At 72.1% G+C, this 15,933-nt stretch carries 13 protein-coding genes and 1 riboswitch; of the genes, 7 read left to right on the top strand and 6 right to left on the bottom strand.

Features of this window, described 5'->3' with window-relative positions; genetic code table 11:
- Nucleotides 1-14 precede the first annotated feature (14 nt).
- Nucleotides 15-1,028 carry a tryptophan--tRNA ligase gene (gene trpS, locus ACIRF9_RS14405; protein ID WP_403820562.1) on the bottom strand — a complete coding sequence of 338 codons (1,014 nt, stop codon included), beginning with the start codon at nt 1,026-1,028 and terminating at the stop codon, nt 15-17.
- Between the two features lie 140 nt (nt 1,029-1,168).
- Nucleotides 1,169-2,617, bottom strand: coding sequence for a glycine hydroxymethyltransferase (locus ACIRF9_RS14400; RefSeq protein WP_403821211.1), 1,449 nt, complete (start codon nt 2,615-2,617; stop codon nt 1,169-1,171).
- A gap of 49 nt (nt 2,618-2,666) precedes the next feature.
- Nucleotides 2,667-2,758: riboswitch (ZMP/ZTP riboswitch) on the bottom strand.
- A gap of 113 nt (nt 2,759-2,871) precedes the next feature.
- Between ACIRF9_RS14400 and rocD the strand changes: the two genes are divergently transcribed.
- Entirely contained in the window at nt 2,872-4,080 is a 1,209-nt protein-coding gene (gene rocD, locus ACIRF9_RS14395; protein WP_403820559.1) for an ornithine--oxo-acid transaminase, read from the top strand.
- On the opposite strand, the gene ACIRF9_RS14390 is transcribed toward rocD, so the two are convergent.
- The 4 genes from ACIRF9_RS14390 to ACIRF9_RS14375 all read right to left on the bottom strand — a co-directional run bounded on the left by ACIRF9_RS14390 (nt 4,077) and on the right by ACIRF9_RS14375 (nt 7,681).
- A complete protein-coding gene (locus ACIRF9_RS14390) occupies nt 4,077-5,264 on the bottom strand; it encodes a glutathionylspermidine synthase family protein (protein ID WP_403820556.1) in 1,188 nt (395 codons plus the stop codon). The genes rocD and ACIRF9_RS14390 overlap by 4 nt on opposite strands.
- Nucleotides 5,265-5,277: 13 nt before the next feature.
- The gene (locus ACIRF9_RS14385) at nt 5,278-5,649 is read right to left on the bottom strand and encodes a hypothetical protein (protein WP_403820553.1); all 372 of its coding nucleotides are present in this window, start codon (nt 5,647-5,649) and stop codon (nt 5,278-5,280) included.
- 88 nt (nt 5,650-5,737) lie between these two features.
- A complete protein-coding gene (locus ACIRF9_RS14380; protein WP_403820550.1) occupies nt 5,738-6,784 on the bottom strand; it encodes a tetratricopeptide repeat protein in 1,047 nt (348 codons plus the stop codon).
- A gap of 108 nt (nt 6,785-6,892) precedes the next feature.
- Entirely contained in the window at nt 6,893-7,681 is a 789-nt protein-coding gene (locus ACIRF9_RS14375) for a DUF3050 domain-containing protein (RefSeq protein ID WP_403820547.1), read from the bottom strand.
- A gap of 219 nt (nt 7,682-7,900) precedes the next feature.
- Here ACIRF9_RS14375 and ACIRF9_RS14370 point away from each other — a divergent pair, with 219 nt between their 5' ends.
- The 6 genes from ACIRF9_RS14370 to ACIRF9_RS14345 are packed head-to-tail and all read left to right on the top strand — an operon-like array spanning nt 7,901 to nt 15,851.
- Nucleotides 7,901-8,497, top strand: coding sequence for a hypothetical protein (locus ACIRF9_RS14370; RefSeq protein ID WP_403820544.1), 597 nt, complete (start codon nt 7,901-7,903; stop codon nt 8,495-8,497).
- Nucleotides 8,498-8,526: 29 nt separating this feature from the next.
- A complete protein-coding gene (gene pabB / locus ACIRF9_RS14365; protein ID WP_403820541.1) occupies nt 8,527-10,683 on the top strand; it encodes an aminodeoxychorismate synthase component I in 2,157 nt (718 codons plus the stop codon).
- On the top strand, nt 10,680-12,236 hold the full coding sequence (locus ACIRF9_RS14360; RefSeq protein ID WP_403820538.1) for a benzoate-CoA ligase family protein: 1,557 nt from the start codon (nt 10,680-10,682) through the stop codon (nt 12,234-12,236). Before pabB ends, ACIRF9_RS14360 begins: the two co-directional genes overlap by 4 nt.
- Nucleotides 12,237-12,271: 35 nt before the next feature.
- Nucleotides 12,272-13,855, top strand: a complete 1,584-nt coding sequence (locus ACIRF9_RS14355) for an AMP-binding protein (RefSeq protein ID WP_403820536.1) — start codon at nt 12,272-12,274, stop codon at nt 13,853-13,855.
- Nucleotides 13,852-15,030, top strand: a complete 1,179-nt coding sequence (locus tag ACIRF9_RS14350; RefSeq protein ID WP_403820533.1) for an FAD-dependent monooxygenase — start codon at nt 13,852-13,854, stop codon at nt 15,028-15,030. Before ACIRF9_RS14355 ends, ACIRF9_RS14350 begins: the two co-directional genes overlap by 4 nt.
- A gap of 17 nt (nt 15,031-15,047) precedes the next feature.
- The gene (locus ACIRF9_RS14345) at nt 15,048-15,851 is read left to right on the top strand and encodes an aminotransferase class IV (RefSeq protein WP_403820530.1); all 804 of its coding nucleotides are present in this window, start codon (nt 15,048-15,050) and stop codon (nt 15,849-15,851) included.
- Nucleotides 15,852-15,933 lie beyond the last annotated feature (82 nt).

Raw genomic sequence — 15,933 nt, 5'->3', positions numbered from 1 at the left:
GCCTCCGCGCGCCTTCAGTGCTTCGCGGGCAGGAAGCCGACCTTCTCGTACGCCTGGGAGAGCGTCTCCGCGGCGACGGCGCGCGCCTTCTCCGCGCCCTTCGCCAGGATCGAGTCCAGCGTCTCCGGGTCGTCCAGGTACTGCTGGGTGCGGTCCCGGAACGGGGTGACGAAGTCGACGACGACGTCCGCGAGGTCCGTCTTGAGCGCGCCGTACATCTTGCCCTCGTACTCCTGCTCCAGCTGCGCGACGCTCTTGCCGGTGAGCGTGGAGTAGATGGTGAGCAGGTTGCTGACGCCCGGCTTGTTCTCGGGGTCGAAGCGGACGACGGTGTCGGTGTCCGTGACCGCGCTCTTGACCTTCTTCGCCGTCGCCTTCGGGTCGTCGAGCAGGTTGATGAGGCCCTTCGGCGTGGACGCCGACTTGCTCATCTTGATCGACGGCTCCTGGAGGTCGTAGATCTTCGCCGTCTCCTTGAGGATGTACGGCTTCGGGATCGTGAAGGTCTCGCCGAAGCGGCCGTTGAAGCGCTCGGCGAGGTCGCGGGTCAGCTCGATGTGCTGGCGCTGGTCCTCGCCGACCGGGACCTCGTGGGCCTGGTAGAGCAGGATGTCCGCGACCTGGAGGATCGGGTACGTGAAGAGGCCGACGCTCGCGCGGTCGGCACCCTGCTTGGCGGACTTGTCCTTGAACTGGGTCATGCGGGACGCCTCGCCGAAGCCGGTGAGGCAGTTCATGACCCAGGCGAGCTGGGCGTGCTCGGGGACGTGGCTCTGCACGAAGAGGGTGCAGCGCTCGGGGTCCAGGCCCGCCGCGAGGAGCTGTGCCGCGGCGAGGCGGGTGTTGGCGCGCAGGTCGGCCGGGTCCTGCGGGACCGTGATCGCGTGCAGGTCGACGACCATGTAGAAGGCGTCGTGGGACTCCTGCAGGGCCACCCACTGGCGGACGGCGCCGAGGTAGTTGCCGAGGTGGAACGAGCCGGAGGTGGGCTGGATTCCGGAGAGCACGCGGGGTCGATCTGAGGCCATGTTCACCATTCTCTCAGAGGGAGAGGGTGAGTTTGGCCCGGGAGGTGGGGGGTGGTTCGGTGCGTGGGGGACTGCGGACCGTTGTGGCTGGTCGCGCAGTTCCCCGCGCCCCTTTGGGGCGCTGCCCCTGAAGGTGTCGATCAGCCCAGGTCGATTTCCGGGTACAGCGGGAAGCCCGCCACCAGGTCCGTCGCCCGCTGGGAGATCTCCTCCGCCACCTTCGCGTCCAGGACGTGCGCGGCCTTGCTCGGCGCGCCGGACTTCGTCGTGCCCTGCTCGGTGGTGGTGAGGACGCGGTCGATCAGGCCCGCCACCTCGTCCATCTCCGCCGTGCCGAGGCCGCGCGTGGTGAGCGCCGGGGTGCCGATGCGGATGCCGGAGGTGTACCAGGCGCCGTTCGGGTCGGCCGGGATGGCGTTGCGGTTGGTGACGATGCCCGAGTCGAGGAGGGCGGCCTCGGCCTGGCGGCCGGTGAGGCCGTAGGAGGTGGCCACGTCGATCAGGTTGAGGTGGTTGTCCGTGCCGCCGGTGACGAGGGTCGCGCCGCGGCGCGTGAGGCCCTCGGCCAGGGCGCGGGAGTTGTCGACGATCCGCTGGGCGTAGTCCTGGAAGGCGGGCTGCCGGGCCTCGGCGAGGGCGACGGCCTTGGCGGCCATGACGTGCGGGAGCGGGCCGCCGAGGACCATCGGGCAGCCGCGGTCGACCTGGTCCTTGAGGGAGTCGTCGCACAGGACCATGCCGCCGCGCGGGCCGCGCAGGGACTTGTGGGTGGTGGTGGTGACGATCTGGGCGTGCGGGACCGGGTCGAAGTCGCCGGTCAGGACCTTGCCGGCGACGAGCCCGGCGAAGTGCGCCATGTCCACCATCAGCGTCGCCCCGACCTCGTCGGCGATCTCGCGCATGATCCGGAAGTTCACCAGACGGGGGTACGCCGAGTAGCCCGCGACGATGATCAGCGGCTTGAACTCGCGGGCCGACGCGCGCAGGGCCTCGTAGTCGATGAGGCCGGTCGCCGGGTCGGTGCCGTAGGAGCGCTGGTCGAACATCTTGCCGGAGATGTTCGGGCGGAAGCCGTGGGTGAGGTGGCCGCCGGTGTCGAGGGACATGCCGAGCATGCGCTGGTTGCCGAAGGCCTGGCGCAGCTCGGCCCAGTCGGCGTCGGTGAGGTCGTTGACCTGGCGGGCGCCGGTCTTCTCGAGGAAGGGGGCCTCCACGCGGTCGGCGAGGACGGCCCAGAAGGCGACCAGGTTGGCGTCGATGCCGGAGTGCGGCTGGACGTAGGCGTGGCGGGCGCCGAAGAGCTCGCGGGCGTGCTCGGCGGCGAGGGCCTCGACGGTGTCGACGTTGCGGCAGCCGGCGTAGAAGCGGCGGCCGACGGTGCCCTCGGCGTACTTGTCGCTGAACCAGTTGCCCATCGCGAGGAGGGTGGCCGGGGAGGCGTAGTTCTCGGAGGCGATCAGCTTGAGCATCTCGCGCTGGTCGTGGACCTCCTGGCCGATCGCGTCGGCGACGCGCGGCTCGACGGCGCGGATCACGTCGAGGGCGGCGCGGAAGGCGGTGGACTCGGTGGAGAGGGGCTGCTCGGACATGTCGTCGGCCTCCGGGTGGCGTGGGTGCTGGAAAGCGGTCACGGGGTCACGGTTCGGCCCAGGCGCACGGCACTGTTGATCACTTCCAGGCCGCTCCCCGATGGTCCGTCCCATCCCAGCGCGCCAGTCACGGCCTGCGCAGCAGCCTACCGTTCACGCGCGCGCGTGAAGGTCCCGCGTCCACCATGCGAGCGACGCCGGAAGGGAGCACTCTGGAGATCGCTGGAGATCGCTGGACGCCCCGGGAGGTCCCTGTGAGCACGACCGAGGCGCTGATCACCGCCGCCGACACGCACAGCGCGCACACCTACCACCCCCTGCCGGTGGTGATCGCGACGGCCGAGGGGGCGTGGATGACGGATGTGGAGGGGCGGCGGTATCTGGATCTGCTGGCGGGCTACTCGGCGCTGAACTTCGGGCACGGCAACCGGCGGCTGATCGACGCGGCGAAGGCGCAGCTGGAGCGGGTGACGCTGACCTCCCGGGCCTTCCACCACGACCGGTTCGGGGCCTTCTGCGCGGAGCTGGCGGAGCTGTGCGGCAAGGAGATGGTGCTGCCGATGAACACGGGCTCGGAGGCGGTGGAGACGGCCGTGAAGACCGCCCGGAAGTGGGGGTACCGGGTGAAGGGCGTCCCGGCGGAGATGGCGAAGATCGTCGTCGCCGGGAACAACTTCCACGGGCGTACGACGACGATCATCAGCTTCTCCACCGACCCCGGCGCCCGGGCCGACTACGGTCCGTACACGCCCGGCTTCGAGATCGTGCCGTACGGGGATCTGACGGCGATGCGGGCGGCGGTGACCGAGAACACCGTGGCGGTGCTGCTGGAACCCATCCAGGGCGAGGCGGGGGTGCTGGTGCCGCCGGAGGGCTATCTGGCGGCGGTGCGGGAGCTGACCCGGGAGCGGGGCGTGCTGTTCGTCGCCGACGAGATCCAGTCGGGGCTGGGCCGGACGGGGCGGACCTTCGCGTGCGAGCACGAGGGGGTCGTACCGGATGTGTATGTGCTGGGGAAGGCGCTCGGGGGCGGGATCGTGCCGGTGTCGGCGGTGGTGGCGGACGCGGAGGTCCTCGGGGTGTTCCGGCCCGGGGAGCACGGGTCGACGTTCGGCGGGAATCCCCTGGCGTGTGCGGTGGCGCTGGAGGTGCTCGCGATGCTGCGGTCGGGCGAGTACCAGGAGCGGGCCGCGCGGCTCGGCGACCATCTGCACCACGAGCTGGGGGCGCTGGCCGGCACCGGGCGGGTGACGGCGGTGCGGGGGCGGGGGCTGTGGGCGGGGGTCGACGTGGCGCGGGGGCTGGGGTCGGGGCGTGAGGTGGCGGAACGGCTGATGGACCGGGGCGTGCTGGTGAAGGACACGCACGGCCCGACCATCCGCATCGCACCGCCGCTCGTCATCTCCCGGGAGGACCTGGACTGGGGGTTGCAGCAGTTGGGGGCCGTGCTGGAGGGGGCCTAGAGGATCACGTGGGGCAGGAAGCGGGCGTACTCGTCGGTGATCAGGCCGGAGGATTCGCGGATGCCGAGGCCCGCGGACTCCTCCTCCACGACCCAGGCGCCGAGGACGACGTGGTTGCCGTCGAAGGCGGGCAGGGGTGCCAGCTGCTGGTAGCAGCAGGGCTCGTCGTCCCGGAGGACCGGTGCGGCGCCCTTCTCGTGGACCGTGACGCCGGCGCCCTCCCGGCCGAGGAGGGGCTTGGCGACGTAACCGGTGGTCATGGCCAGCTCGCGGGGGCCGTCGAGGTAGGCGGGGAGGAGGTTGGGGTGGTCGGGGTACAGCTCCCAGAGGACGGCGAGGAGGGCCTTGTTGCTCAGCAGCATCTTCCAGGCGGGCTCGATCCACATCGTCGTGCCCGTGCCGCCGCCGTTGTCGAGGGTGTCGAGGACATGGCCGGCGAAGCGGTCGGTGGTGAGCCACTCCCAGGGGTAGAGCTTGAAGCAGCTGCGGATGAAGTGGAGCCGGTGGTCGACGAAGCGGCCGGACAGCCGGTCGAAGCCGATGTCCTCCACGGGGATGAACGCCGTGTCCAGGCCCGCCTGTTCGGCGGTCTCCTTGAGGTAGGCGACCGTCATCAGGTCCTCGCCGAGTTCGTCGGCGGTGGAGTGCGCGAAGTACAGGGGGCTGCCCGGCGGGAGCAGCGGGGCCTGCTTCCGCCAGGCGTCGACGAGGCGTTCGTGGAGGGAGTTCCACTGGTCGGCGCCGGGGAAGCGCTCCTCCATCCAGAACCACTGCGGGGAGGCCGCCTCCACCAGCGAGGTCGGGGTGTCGGCGTTGTACTCGAGGAGCTTCGCCGGGCCGGTGCCGTCGTAGCGGAGGTCGAAGCGGCCGTAGACGGAGGGGAGTTCGGCGCGGCGGTGCCAGGCCTCCGTGACGGCGGCGGCGACGCGCGGGTCGGTGATGCCCAGGTCGGCGAGGCGGTCCTGCGCGACGAGGTGCCCGGCCGCCGCCAGGCACATGCGGTGGAGTTCCTCGACGGTCTCCTCCAGCGCCTCCACCTCCTCGAGCGTGAAGGCGTAGTACGCGCTCTCGTCCCAGTACGGGCGCAGACGGCCGTCGGGGTGGCGGGTGAGCGGGTAGACGAGGCCCTGCTCCTCCACCGTCCGCTGCCAGTCGGGGCGGGGTTCGATGGTGTGGCGCTGCATGGCGTACGTCCGCTCAGCCGCCGCTGCTGCCGGAACCGGAGCAGCCGAAGCCGCCCCGGTCGACGGCCTCGCTCTTGCTGAAGGTGCCGTAGTCCGCCCAGCCGTTGCTGACGTCGGCGTCGTAGTACCAGGCCGCGTCGGTCGTCTTGCCGGTGCCCGAGCCGGTCTTCTTGCCCTTGCTCTTGCCGGTGGACGAGGAGCCGGAGGTGGAGGACTTGCAGTTCTTGTCGGCGACGACCTTGTAGCCGTAGAGGGAGTCGTAGTTGTCGCGGTCGACGCAGCGGCGGTCCGGGTCGGAGCCGCAGGAGGTGAGGGCCGCGGCGACGACCCCCATGCCGCCGAGTACGACCGTGCTGGACCGCAGCCGCCTGCGCGTTTCCGCCATGTTCTTGTCTCCCCGTTGCGTGTGCTGTCGTCCGGTGTCGCCCGGTGTCGTCTTTACTTCGCCCCTACGGCGGTTTCCGCCCGTCAGCCTAAAGATCGGCGAGAACGCCTGCACACCGGCCCCCCGGTACCCGGCCGAGCCCTGGGGATTTCCCCCAGGGCGTCCCCGAGGTGCGGGGGGTGGGTGACTCCCTAGCGTTCCGGGTACGGCCGAGGGTCGGCCGGACGCTGCACGGGAGCGAGGCCTCGTACACCGTGACGCTGGTCGTGCGGGACATCTCGGACGGCACCGCGATCCCGACCGTGGGCCCTTCGGTGGTCAGGGGCCACTTCCAGGAGAAGGAGTGGTCCAAGCCGGCTGCCCTGTTCTCCTTCATCCTGGACAAGGGCACGCTCGATGCACGCAAGGGGCACCTCGCGCAGGCGTACGGCTCGGGCCTCGGCGTAGGCGTCCTGGGCGCGTTTGGGTTCGCGGCGGGCCGCGTACAGCGTGCCCCGGGTGCGCTGGACGGTGGCGAGGGTGGAGCCGCGGCGCGGCGGGCGGCGCGTTCCTCGAGGGCGGTCAGGAGCCTTTCGGACTCATCGAGTTCGCCGGCCGCCACCAGGCAGTCGGCGAGCAGGTCGCGCCAGGGGACGTTGGCGGTCTCCGCGGTGAAGTCCAGGCCGTCGTGGGCGAGCAGGGGCCGCAGGAGGGCGAGGGCGGCGGTGGGGTCGCCCCGCATGTGGTCCAGGAAGGCACGCCCGTACGTCACGAAGATCTCCAGCATCCGGGATTCCCGGACGACGGGGTTGCCGTGCGCGGTGCGCAGGTGGGCGGCGGCCTGGTCCCAGGCGCCCCGGGCGGTGCGCAGGTGGGCGGCCTCGGCGTGCACGACGGGGGCGATCCAGCCCTGGCCGAGGTCGGCGGCGACGGAGGACGCGGTCTCCCAGTGGGTCTCGGCGAGGTCCCAGTCGCCGGCCAGGAACTCCGTCTTGGCGAGCAGGGTCAGGGCGATCACGCGCAGCGGCACCGGGCCGGTGCGGGCCAGGTCCACCGCGCGCTCGAAGTCGGCGCGGGCGCGCGGCAACCGGTCGGTGTAGAGGTGGAGGGTGCCGCGGCCGAGGAGCAGGTCGATGTCCGGCAGGCCGACGAGCACCGCCCCGGGCGCCCGGCAATGCGACAGCGGACGTAGCCGGGCGCGCGCGTCTCGCGGGGGCGCACATCACCTCGAACCCCGCCCGCCGGGGCCCCGGTGCGCGGGGTCTCAGGCCATGGCCCCGGTGATCCCGTCCCACAGGCGCGACCTCGCCTCCAGTGCCAGCTGCACGGTCTCCACCGCCTCCTGCCAGTGGGTGTCGTTCGTGCCGCACAGGTCGGTGACCATCTGGAGGGCCATGGGGGTGTGTTCCTCGCCGTCGACCTCGATGTGGCGGGCGAGGTAGTCGCGGAAGAGCGGGAAGCGGTCGGTGCCCTCCTCCTTGATCACCTGGTCGAACATGTCCGGGATCAGGTCCTCCCGGGAGAAGGCGAAGGCGGCGGCCCGGCAGTGCAGGGGGCGGTCGGCGATGATGTCGAAGGTCGTCGTGACGAACTCGGCCGCCGGTGCGGGGACCTGGGCGACGCGCAGGGCCGCCGGCAGGTCGTGGCCCTCGGTGATCAGCGCGATGAACGTGTCGATGCGGGTGGTGTCGGCGTCGGCCTCGGCCATGGCGGCCCGGTACAGCTCGAAGTGGCTGGTGAAGCCGCCGTTGAGCTCGTCGCTCTCCTCGACCAGCGTGATGTCGTTGATGAGCCTGCGGGCCACGGCCGAGCCGCGCGGCACCCAGGGCACGTCGACGCAGGTCAGGTCGCGCTGGAGCGACTTGAGGAGGGACATGAAGTCCCACACCGCGAACACGTGGTGCGCCATGAACGTTTTCAGGTGTTCATCGCTCGATATCCGCTGGTAAATAGGGTGGGAGGTTACTTCTTTCCGGGCCGATTCGAGCACCGAACGGGCCCGCTCGATTCCGTCGTGCCCTTCTTCGGTCAGATTCCAGTCGTACCTGGACATGGCGTTCTCCTTCGATCTGGAAGGCCGATCGTGCACTTTCCCCGAGGGGTCGGCAAGCGCTTCCAGGAATTCGAGAGAAATTACCGGCGGTACCGGAAGACAGACCGCGGCAAGGGGATCCAAAGGCGCGTAAAAAGTTACGTTTCGGACAACTGTGAAGGGCTCGAAAAAGTTCGTTGAACTTTGAACGCAGTCGCTCTTCTTCCCGTACTCGACCCTGTGAGCAGTAATCCCGTCACCGTCACCGTGGCCTATCACGTGGTGCCGGGCCGTGAGGCCGACTTCCACACCTGGGGGTGGGCCATGCTGGGCGCCAGCGCCCGGCAGCCGGGTTTCCTCGGGGGTGGCGTCCTTGTCGATCAGGAAGCGGAGTGGCATGTCGTCTATCGCTTCGCCACCGAGGACACGGCTCTGGCCTGGGAGGTCTCGACCGATCGGGTGCAATGGGACGTCCAGACGGAAGGCATCGCCCAGCGGGCGGGCCGCAGGAGCGTGCAGGGGTCGAAGGAGTGGTTCGACTCCCAGGCCCCCCTGCCTCCGCCCCCGGCCCCACCTGCTCCGCCGGCCCCGCCGGCGAAATGGAAACTGTGGTTCGTGAATATGAGCGCGGTGTTCCCGCCGGTGCTCCTGTTCAATCTGATCGTGCTGCCCTATCTCGGCGGCCTCAATCCGTTCATTCGCACGCTGTTGCTCTGCCTGTGTGTGACGGCCCTCGTCACCTGGATTCTCATGCCGCGCCTTCAGCGTTTCTTCAAGAAATGGCTGTACCCACCGCTCCAGGCGCTGCGTGGGCGGCACAAACGACGGACCGTATAGGTTCGTGAACGACCGAAGGAGGTGGGCGGGTGAAGACCCTGCTCATCGACAATTACGACTCGTACACGTACAACCTGTTCCAGCTGATCGCCGAGGTCAACGGCGAGGAGCCGGTGGTGATCCACAATGACCTCGACGGTGTCGACGGTGTCGATGGAATCGACGTGTTGGACACTCTCGGCGGTTTTGACAATGTGGTCGTCTCCCCCGGACCCGGACACCCGGGATCGGCCCGTGACTTCGGCATCAGCGCCCGGGTGCTCGCCGAGGCCACGGTGCCCGTGCTCGGTGTCTGCCTCGGCCACCAGGGCATCGCGCTCGGTGAGCGGGGCCGGGTGGCGCCCGCCCCGCAGCCGCGGCACGGCCATCTGACCAAGGTGCGGCACGACGGCCGGGACCTGTTCCAGGGACTGCCGCAGCAGTTCACCGCGGTCCGTTACCACTCCCTCGCCGTGCACGAGCCGCTGCCCGACTCCCTGGAGGCCACCGCCTGGGCCGAGGACGGCGTCCTGATGGGCCTCAGGCACCGTGAACGGCCGCTGTGGGGCGTGCAGTTCCACCCGGAGTCCGTGCTCACCGAGTACGGCCACCGCATGCTGGTGAACTTCCGCAACCTCACGGCCGAGCGGGCCCGCCGCACCCGTACGAAGAACACCGCCGTCCCGTCGGCCGCGCCCGCCGAGGCGGTGATTCCCCGGCCCCGGCAGGGCAACCGCCCCGCCTACCGGCTGCACACCCGCCGTATCGCCGGCGCGGTCGACACCCAGGACGTGTTCACCCGTATGTTCGCCGGCTCACCGCGGGCGTTCTGGCTGGACAGCTCCCGGGTCGAACGGGGCCTGTCGCGCTTCTCGTTCCTCGGCGACGACAGCGGCCCGCTGGCCGAGTACGTCCGGTACGACGTCGAGGCCGGCCGGTGCGAGATCGAGCGGGCCGGGCGGCCCCCGCGGAAGGTCACCGCGAGCGTCTTCGACTACCTCAAACGGCAGTTGAGCAACCGCCGCGTCGACGCCACCGGTCTGCCCTTCGACTTCACCGGCGGATACGTCGGGTACTTCGGCTACGAGACCAAGGCCGACTGCGGCTCCCCGGGCCGCCACCGCGCCGAGACCCCCGACGCCGCCTGGCTGTTCGCCGACCGGCTGATCGCGGTGGACCACGAGGAGGACTTCACCTACGCGCTCTGTCTGGCGGAGGACACCCCGCAGGCCGCGCGGGAGGCCGCCGACTGGCTGGAGAGCGCGGTCGCCCAGCTCACCTTCGTCGCCCCGGACGGACACCGGCCGCCGCCCGCGCCGGCCGAGCCCGACCTCGGCGCCGCCGAACCGTGGCTGGTGCGCGACCGGGCGACCTACCTCGCGGACATCGAGGCCTGCCAACGCGAACTGCGGGCCGGCACCAGCTACGAGGTCTGCCTCACCGACGCGGCCCGGCCGCCCGCCCCGGCCGACGCGTACGCCTTCTACCGGGAGCTGCGGCGCGTCAACCCGGCGCCGTACGCGGCCTTCCTGCGGTTCGGCGACCTCGACGTGGCCGGCGCTTCGCCGGAGCGGTTCCTGCGGATCACCCGGGACGGCGTCGCCGAGACCAAGCCGATCAAGGGCACCGCACCGCGCGGCACCGGGCCGCTGGAGGACGCCCGGATCAAGGACGCGCTGGCGGCGGACGCCAAGACCCGCGCGGAGAACCTGATGATCGTCGACCTGCTCCGCAACGACCTGGGCCGGGTCTGCCGGACCGGGACGGTACGGGTGTCCCGGCTGATGGACGTCGAGACGTACGCGACCGTGCACCAGCTCGTCTCCACCGTGGAGGGACGGCTGCGCGCCGGCACGGACGCCGTGGACTGCGTCCGCGCCTGCTTCCCCGGCGGGTCGATGACCGGCGCGCCGAAGCTGCGCACGATGGAGATCATCGACTCGATCGAGACCGAGGCGCGGGGCGTGTACTCCGGCGCCCTCGGCTACCTGGGGTGCAGCGGCGGCGCGGACCTCAACATCGTCATCCGCACCGCCGTACTCGCCGACGGCCGGATGCACCTGGGGGCGGGCGGCGCGATCGTCCTGGACTCCGATCCGGTCGCCGAGTACGACGAGATGCTGCTGAAGACGGCCGCGCAGATGCGGGCGTACACGGGGGCGTCGCCGGTGGAGGCGCCGGACGCCCTGGAAGAGGGCGCCCGATGACGACTCCTCGGCTCGGCACGGCACCCGACCTCGCGCCGCCCCCCGCCGCCAACCTCGCCGCCCGCCTCACCGCCCTGATGGAACGGGAGGGCTGGGCCGGCCGGGCCGCCTTCCACCAGGGGCACCGCACCTGGACCCACGGCGAGGTGCACGACCTCGGGGCGCGGGTGGCCGGGGTGCTCGCCGGGGAGGGCGTGCGGCCCGGGGACCGGGTGCTGCTCGCGCTGCCCGACTCGATCGCCTGGGTGGCGGCCTTCCTGGGCGTCGCGCGGCTGGGGGCCGTGGCGGTGCTCGTCAATCCCGAACTGCCCGCCGCCGACCACGCGTTCATGACCGCGGACACCGAGGCCGTGCTGTGCGTGACCGGCCCGGGGCTGGAGGACCACGGGTCGGCGGGACCGGCCCGGGAGGACCGGTTCGCCGGCCGGGGCCGGATCGGCGCCGATCAGCTCCTCGCGCTCGCCGCCACGGCGGAGGCGGCCGACGCACGTCCCGTCGGCCCGGACAGTCCCCTCTACATCCAGTACACGTCCGGGACGACCGGCCGGCCCAAGGGTGTCGTGCACACGCACGCCGACCCGGCGGCCTACCACGAGCTCATCGGACGGCCGCTGCTGGGCGTCACCGAGGACGACGTCACCCTGTCCGTGTCGAAGCTGTTCTTCGCCTACGGCTTCGGCAACGCCTTCGTCTTCCCGCTCTTCTCCGGCTCGTCCGCCGTGCTGGTGGACCGCCGCCCGGCACCCGCAGCCGTGGACGAGCTGGTCGCCCGGCACCGGGTGACCCTGCTGTACTCCGTGCCGTCGGCGTACGCGGCGCTGGTCGCCGACCGGGGCAGCGGGCACGAGGCCTGCTTCGCCTCCGTACGGGCCGCCGTGTCGGCCGGCGAGGGCATGCCGGACGGGCTCGGCGGACGGGTCTCGGAGCTGCTGGGCGCGCCCGTGCTGGAGCAGATCGGCTCCACCGAGGCCGGACACGCCTTCTGCGCCAACAGCCTCGGCCACAACCACCCGGGCACCGTCGGCCGTCCCGTGCCGGGCTTCGAGGCGGAGGTCCGCGACCGTGCCGGACGCCCGGTGCCGGACGGCACCGAGGGCGAACTGTGGGTGCGCGGACCGACGGTGACCCCCGGCTACCTCAACCGCCCCGAGGAGACCGCGCGCACCCTGGTCGGCGGCTGGCTGGCCACCCACGACCGGGCGGTCCGCGCATCCGACGGCACGCTGCGCCACCTCGGCCGCGCCGACGACATGGAGATGGTCGGCGGGATCACGGTCTCCCCGCTCGAGGTGGAGGCCGTGCTGCGCACCCATCCGGCGGTGCGGGAGGTCGCGGTCGCGGCCGTCACCGACGCCGGCGGGGCCGGCAGACTGCGCGCCTTCGTCGTGCCCGTCGCGTCCGTGCCGGACGGCCTCGGGGAGGACCTGCTGCGGCTGGCCCGCGAGCGGCTGGCCGCGTTCAAGGTCCCCCGCAGCGTCAGCCTCGTCACCTCCCTGCCCCGCACCGCCACCGGGAAGCTCCGCCGCCATCTGGTCCGCCAGGGCGCGTGGTGACCCCGCCCCGCACCACGTCCGAGAGGAACAGTCACATGCCCCAGCAGCCCCTCCTCGCCGATCGCGGGTTCTATCTGGGCCCGATGTTCCGGCAGGCGGCCGACCGGCACGGAGCCGTGTTCGTCACCCTGGACCGGCCCCTGGACACCCACCCCGGCCTCGGGACCGCCCTCAGCTACACGATCCTGGCCGATGTGGTCGAGGAGCTGTCGGGACGCCTGTGGGCGGCCGGGGTGCGGCCCTCGGAACAGGTCGTCGTCCACAAGACGGACAACGTCGACATCGTGCTGCTGACCTGCGCGATCTCCCGGATCGGCGCGGTGCCGGTCCTGCTGTCGCCCGCGCTGGCCGGTGAGGTGGTGGGCAAGCTGCTCGCCCGGCTGCGGCGGCCCTGGCTGGTCACGGACGCGGCGAAGCTGGACGGCCCGCTCAGCGGCCTCGACCTGGACACCGTCGTACGGCGCACCCTCACCGTGGCCGACACGCCGGGCGCCCAGTCACGCGAGTCGCTGGCGAAGCACGCCGGAGCCGAGACGCCCCGCGCCGTGCGGCTGCACCCGCGCGAACCCGCCCTGATCACCCACAGCTCCGGCACCACCGGCGTGCCCAAGCTCGCCGTGCACTGCGCGAACACCATGTGGAACCGGCTCGTCCCGCAGAAGGCGATGGGCTGGCCCACCCGGGGCGAGGTCGCGGCGCTGCACATGTCGTTCGTGCACTCGCGCTTCTACCATCTGCTGGGCGTGCTGCTGCACTTCGGCAGCCCGCTGCTGCTGATCACCGACCCGGACCCGGCCTCGGTGGGCCCGCTGCTGGTCCGGCACCGCCCCGGGATCGTCGAGACCCACCCCAACACCTTCGTGCTGTGGGAGGAGCTGGCCGACGCGCCCGGCGCGCCGCTGTCGCGGGTGAAGTCGTACGGCTCGACGTTCGACGCGATCCACCCGCGCACGGTACGGCGTCTGCTGGACGCCTCGAAGCGGCGCACGCCCTGGCTGATCCAGCTGTACGGGCAGAGCGAGAGCGGGCCGGTGGCGTTCCAGTGGTTCACCCGGCGTTCCGTCGCCCGCGCGGACGGCCGCCGGGTCGGCACCGGCATCCCCGGCTTCACCCGGGTCCGGGTCACGGACGCCGACGGCCGCCGGGTCGCGCCGGGCACGCCCGGCCGGATCGAGGCCCGCACCCGCGGCCGCATCCTCACCTACCTGGGCATGCAGGAGCAGTACGACCGCCAGCTGACCGACGGCTGGTGGCAGATGGGCGACATGGGGTACCGCAGCCGGCTGGGCGCGCTGTACCTGATGGACCGGGAGATCGACCGGATCGACTCCGTGCACAGCAATCTGGAGGTCGAGGACACCCTGATGGACCGCCTGGAGGAGCTGCGTGAGGTGGTCATCGTGCCGGGCGCGGACCGCGAGCCGGTGCCGGTGGTGTGCGTACGGGGCGAGCGGCCCCTGGACCCCGAGCGCTGGCGGGAGGCGACGGCCGACCTGCCCGCGATGGCCGAGCCGAGGCAGTGGCGGTTCGAGGAACTGCCGATGACGGCGACCTGGAAGGTGAAGCGGGTGGAGATCACCCGCATGCTGGCCGAGTCGCGCGAGAGCGTCCGCGCGTGAACCCGGTGATCGTGGTGGGCGCGGGTCCGGTCGGTCTGTCGGCCGCGCTGGGCCTGCGCGCGCACGGCCTGCCGGTGGTACTGCTGGAGGCCGACCCGCGGGACCGGGAACGGCCGGGCAGCCGGGCCCTGTTCGTGCACCGGGAGACGCTGCGGCTGCTGGACGGGATGTGCCCGGGGCTGGCCGCCGAGATCACGGCGTACGGCCGGACCTGGCACACCCGGCGCACCCTGTACCGGGGCCGGGAGGTGTACTCCCGCACCTTCCCGCCCCCGTCCGGGCTGCCGCCGTTCACGAGCCTGCGCCAGCTGGACACCGAACGCTTTCTGCGCGCCGCCTGCGAGCGGGCCGACGTGGAGTTCGTCTGGGACGCCCGCGTCACGGACGTACGGACGACGGCGACCGGTGTGTCGCTGACGGGTGCGGACGGGCGTGAGTGGAGCGCGCCGTACGTCGTGGCCGCCGACGGTGCGCGGTCCGCCGTGCGGGGCGGGCTGGGCATCGCCATGGAGGGCGAGCGCGGCGAGGGCTTCCACGTGGTGGTCGACGTCGCGGACGTGCCGGGCGCCGAGCTGCCGCTGGAGCGGGTCTTCCACTACGAGCATCCGGGTGTCGGGGGCCGCAGTGTGATGCGGGTGCCGTTCACCGGCGGTTTCCAGGTGGACCTGCAGTGCCGCGACGACGACGCGGAGGAGGAGTACGGCACCGAGGAGGCCGTACGCCGCTGGCTCCCCGGAGTCGTGGGCGACGGGTACGGGGACCGGGTGCTGTGGGTGTCGACGTACCGTTTCCTGCGCAAGGTCGCGGCGTCCTTCACCGACCCCCACGGGCGGGTGCTGCTCGTCGGGGAGGCGGCGCATCTCTTCCCGCCGTTCGGGGCGCGGGGCATGAACAGCGGGATCGCCGACGCGGCGGCGGCCGCGGCGGCCGTGGCCGCCGGGACCCCGGAGGCGGTGGCCGCCTTCGCGGAGGTACGGCGGGCGGCGGGGCTGTTCAACAGCGAGGCCGCCGGGCTCGCCCTGGACCATCTGCGGCCCCGCCGCCGGATCGTACGGCTGAGACAGCGGGCGGCGGCGGCCCTCTCACCCGTGCTGCCGTCGTGCGGGTCATGGCTGGAGCACGCGCCGTACGGTCCCCGGCACGGGGCGCCCGCGGTGGCGGGCGGGAAGTACTGAGTTTCGAGGAGGTACGTGTGACGACACAACCGGCGGTCCGGGAAGGGCTGTTGACGTGGTCACCCGACCGGGGGCTGACCCCGGACGCCGACCCGGCGGCCGACGGGCCGCTGCTCGTCGCGGACTCGTGGCTGCTGCGCGAGGGCCGGGTACGCGGCTACGGCCGCCACCGGGAGCGCTTCCTCGGGGCGTGCGGCGAGTGCGGCGGGCCGCCGCCGCGCCGGCTGGTGGAGTTCTGGCAGGACGTGACCTCCGTGCTGCCGCGCACGGGCGAGTGGTTCCCGCGTGTCGAACTCGCCGCCGGGTCACATGAGTTGAGACTGCGGCTGCGGCACGCCCCGCTACTCGGCACTGAGGTGCGGCTGTGGTCGGCGGCGCAGGCCGACCCGCGGACGGTCCCGCGGCGCAAGGGCCCCGACCTGGACGCCCTGGCCCGGGTGCGCAGCCGGGCGAACGGCGAGGGGGCCCAGGAGGCGGTGCTGGTCACGGCCGCCGGGCTGGTGCTGGAGTCCCCCACCGCGAGCGTGCTGTGGTGGGAGGACGACGAGCTGTGCCTGCCCCCGGCCCGGCTGCCCCTGCTCCCCGGGATCACCGCCCTGCTCGTCCGGGAGCGGGCCGAGCGATCCGGGATCCGGGTCGCCCACCGTGAGCGGACCCTCGCCGAGCTGGACGGCCGTGAGGTGTGGCTGGTGAACGCCCTGCACGGGATCCGGCCGGTGACGGGCTGGACGGGCACCTCGATCACCCCCGGGCCGGCGGTACGGGCGGCGGAATGGCGGGAATGGCTGGACGGACTCATGGAGCCGCTGCCGGGCGAATAGCGGACGACCGGAAAACAGAATGACGGGCATCGGCGATCCCTGCCGATGCCCGAATTCTGCTGTGTCTAATTCCGCGTTCTTT

It is taken from the genome of Streptomyces sp. NPDC096132, assembly GCF_044763345.1.
Classification (GTDB): Bacteria; Actinomycetota; Actinomycetes; order Streptomycetales; family Streptomycetaceae; genus Streptomyces.
Note: the sequence above shows the minus strand (reverse complement) of the source record. Positions and strands in the feature narration are given on the sequence as shown.